At 51.0% G+C, this 4135-nt stretch carries 2 tRNA genes and 2 rRNA genes; all 4 read left to right on the forward strand.

Annotated elements, in window-relative coordinates:
* A 16S ribosomal RNA gene (locus F0231_RS20610) occupies window positions 1–1066 on the forward strand; the annotation flags it as partial.
* 91 nt (window positions 1067–1157) lie between these two features.
* Window positions 1158–1233, forward strand: a tRNA-Ala gene (locus F0231_RS20615).
* Window positions 1234–1268: 35 nt separating this feature from the next.
* Window positions 1269–1344: transfer RNA gene (locus tag F0231_RS20620), tRNA-Val, on the forward strand.
* Between the two features lie 236 nt (window positions 1345–1580).
* Window positions 1581–4135, forward strand: a 23S ribosomal RNA gene (locus F0231_RS20625); the annotation flags it as partial.

Below are 4135 nucleotides of genomic sequence, written 5' to 3' on the forward strand. Positions count from 1 at the left end.
TTTGACGTTAGCTGCAGAAGAAGCACCGGCTAACTCCGTGCCAGCAGCCGCGGTAATACGGAGGGTGCGAGCGTTAATCGGAATTACTGGGCGTAAAGCGCATGCAGGTGGTTTGTTAAGTCAGATGTGAAAGCCCGGGGCTCAACCTCGGAATTGCATTTGAAACTGGCAGACTAGAGTACTGTAGAGGGGGGTAGAATTTCAGGTGTAGCGGTGAAATGCGTAGAGATCTGAAGGAATACCGGTGGCGAAGGCGGCCCCCTGGACAGATACTGACACTCAGATGCGAAAGCGTGGGGAGCAAACAGGATTAGATACCCTGGTAGTCCACGCCGTAAACGATGTCTACTTGGAGGTTGTGGCCTTGAGCCGTGGCTTTCGGAGCTAACGCGTTAAGTAGACCGCCTGGGGAGTACGGTCGCAAGATTAAAACTCAAATGAATTGACGGGGGCCCGCACAAGCGGTGGAGCATGTGGTTTAATTCGATGCAACGCGAAGAACCTTACCTACTCTTGACATCCAGAGAACTTTCCAGAGATGGATTGGTGCCTTCGGGAACTCTGAGACAGGTGCTGCATGGCTGTCGTCAGCTCGTGTTGTGAAATGTTGGGTTAAGTCCCGCAACGAGCGCAACCCTTATCCTTGTTTGCCAGCGAGTAATGTCGGGAACTCCAGGGAGACTGCCGGTGATAAACCGGAGGAAGGTGGGGACGACGTCAAGTCATCATGGCCCTTACGAGTAGGGCTACACACGTGCTACAATGGCGCATACAGAGGGCAGCAAGCTAGCGATAGTGAGCGAATCCCAAAAAGTGCGTCGTAGTCCGGATTGGAGTCTGCAACTCGACTCCATGAAGTCGGAATCGCTAGTAATCGTGGATCAGAATGCCACGGTGAATACGTTCCCGGGCCTTGTACACACCGCCCGTCACACCATGGGAGTGGGCTGCAAAAGAAGTAGGTAGTTTAACCTTCGGGAGAACGCTTACCACTTTGTGGTTCATGACTGGGGTGAAGTCGTAACAAGGTAGCCCTAGGGGAACCTGGGGCTGGATCACCTCCTTATACGATGATTACTCACGATGAGTGTCCACACAGATTGATGGTTTGAATCCTGCACGACCCACCATTCATTCTTAGAATGAAATCTCAAGAAGGGGCTATAGCTCAGCTGGGAGAGCGCCTGCCTTGCACGCAGGAGGTCAGCAGTTCGATCCTGCTTAGCTCCACCATTCTTGACGTCTACCACAAGACGTAAAACTCATGTGGGCGATTAGCTCAGTTGGGAGAGCACCTGCCTTACAAGCAGGGGGTCACTGGTTCGAGCCCGGTATCGCCCACCATCTTTAAGCAGTTTCTCACGAGAATGTTTAAAAATGGTTACTTCATGAGAAGTGATTAGCTCTTTAACAATTTGGAAAGCTGACAAATCAACAATTTATTGTTGATTGTAAAGTTCTCAATGTTTGTCTTTAAGACAAACACCAATACAACACATTCAAGTGTTCTTGGAAATTTGAGTCCGGCAAAATCGAGTCTGCATCATGTATAAAAATTGCAGACAACTTTGGTTGCATAACAAAGACCCTTTGGGGTTGTATGGTTAAGTGACTAAGCAACAGGGCGAACCGGGGGAACTGAAACATCTAAGTACCCCGAGGAAAAGAAATCAACCGAGATTCCGAAAGTAGCGGCGAGCGAAATTGGACTAGCCCTTAAGCTTTATATGCGTTAGACGAACGGTCTGGAAAGTCCGGCGATACAGGGTGATAGCCCCGTAGTCGACAACGCACATTCAGTGAAATCGAGTAGGGCGGGACACGTGATATCCTGTCTGAATATGGGGGGACCATCCTCCAAGGCTAAATACTACTGACTGACCGATAGTGAACCAGTACCGTGAGGGAAAGGCGAAAAGAACCCCTGTGAGGGGAGTGAAATAGAACCTGAAACCGTGTACGTACAAGCAGTAGGAGCACCTTCGTGGTGTGACTGCGTACCTTTTGTATAATGGGTCAGCGACTTATATTCAGTAGCAAGGTTAACCATCTAGGGGAGCCGTAGAGAAATCGAGTCTTAACTGGGCGTCGAGTTGCTGGATATAGACCCGAAACCAGGTGATCTAGCCATGGGCAGGTTGAAGGTTGAGTAACATCAACTGGAGGACCGAACCGACTAATGTTGAAAAATTAGCGGATGACTTGTGGCTAGGGGTGAAAGGCCAATCAAACCTGGAGATAGCTGGTTCTCCCCGAAATCTATTTAGGTAGAGCCTCGGACGAATACTACTGGGGGTAGAGCACTGTTAAGGCTAGGGGGTCATCCCGACTTACCAACCCTTTGCAAACTCCGAATACCAGTAAGTACTATCCGGGAGACACACGGCGGGTGCTAACGTCCGTCGTGGAGAGGGAAACAACCCAGACCGCCAGCTAAGGTCCCAAATTATTACTAAGTGGGAAACGATGTGGGAAGGCTTAGACAGCTAGGATGTTGGCTTAGAAGCAGCCATCATTTAAAGAAAGCGTAATAGCTCACTAGTCGAGTCGGCCTGCGCGGAAGATGTAACGGGGCTAAGTAATAAACCGAAGCTGCGGCAATGAAGTTTACTTCATTGGGTAGGGGAGCGTTCTGTAAGCCGTTGAAGGTGAGTTGTAAAGCTTGCTGGAGGTATCAGAAGTGCGAATGCTGACATGAGTAACGATAAAGGGGGTGAAAAACCCCCTCGCCGGAAGACCAAGGGTTCCTGTCCAACGTTAATCGGGGCAGGGTAAGTCGACCCCTAAGGCGAGGCCGAAAGGCGTAGTCGATGGGAAACGGGTTAATATTCCCGTACTTCTTACAATTGCGATGGGGGGACGGAGAAGGCTAGGTGGGCCTGGCGACGGTTGTCCAGGTTCAAGTGCGTAGGCTTAAGAGTTAGGTAAATCCGGCTCTTTTTAAGGCTGAGACACGACGTCGAGCTACTACGGTAGTGAAGTCATTGATGCCATGCTTCCAGGAAAAGCCTCTAAGCTTCAGATTGTAAGGAATCGTACCCCAAACCGACACAGGTGGTCGGGTAGAGAATACCAAGGCGCTTGAGAGAACTCGGGTGAAGGAACTAGGCAAAATGGTACCGTAACTTCGGGAGAAGGTACGCTCTTATTGGTGAAGTCCCTTGCGGATGGAGCTGACGAGAGTCGCAGATACCAGGTGGCTGCAACTGTTTATTAAAAACACAGCACTGTGCAAAATCGTAAGATGACGTATACGGTGTGACGCCTGCCCGGTGCCGGAAGGTTAATTGATGGGGTTAGACTTCGGTCGAAGCTCTTGATCGAAGCCCCGGTAAACGGCGGCCGTAACTATAACGGTCCTAAGGTAGCGAAATTCCTTGTCGGGTAAGTTCCGACCTGCACGAATGGCGTAATGATGGCCACGCTGTCTCCACCCGAGACTCAGTGAAATTGAAATCGCTGTGAAGATGCAGTGTACCCGCGGCTAGACGGAAAGACCCCGTGAACCTTTACTACAGCTTGGCACTGAACATTGACCCTACATGTGTAGGATAGGTGGGAGGCTTTGAAACCGGTACGCCAGTATCGGTGGAGCCGTCCTTGAAATACCACCCTTGTAGTGTTGATGTTCTAACGTTGACCCCTGAATCGGGGTTGCGGACAGTGCCTGGTGGGTAGTTTGACTGGGGCGGTCTCCTCCCAAAGAGTAACGGAGGAGCACGAAGGTGGGCTAAACACGGTTGGACATCGTGTGGTTAGTGCAATGGCATAAGCCCGCTTGACTGCGAGAATGACAATTCGAGCAGGTGCGAAAGCAGGTCATAGTGATCCGGTGGTTCTGAATGGAAGGGCCATCGCTCAACGGATAAAAGGTACTCCGGGGATAACAGGCTGATACCGCCCAAGAGTTCATATCGACGGCGGTGTTTGGCACCTCGATGTCGGCTCATCACATCCTGGGGCTGAAGTCGGTCCCAAGGGTATGGCTGTTCGCCATTTAAAGTGGTACGCGAGCTGGGTTTAGAACGTCGTGAGACAGTTCGGTCCCTATCTGCCGTGGGCGTTGGAAGATTGAAGGGGGCTGCTCCTAGTACGAGAGGACCGGAGTGGACGAACCTCTGGTGTTCGGGTTGTG

It is taken from the genome of Vibrio sp. RE86, assembly GCF_013114545.1.
In the GTDB taxonomy this organism is placed as follows: domain Bacteria; phylum Pseudomonadota; class Gammaproteobacteria; order Enterobacterales; family Vibrionaceae; genus Vibrio.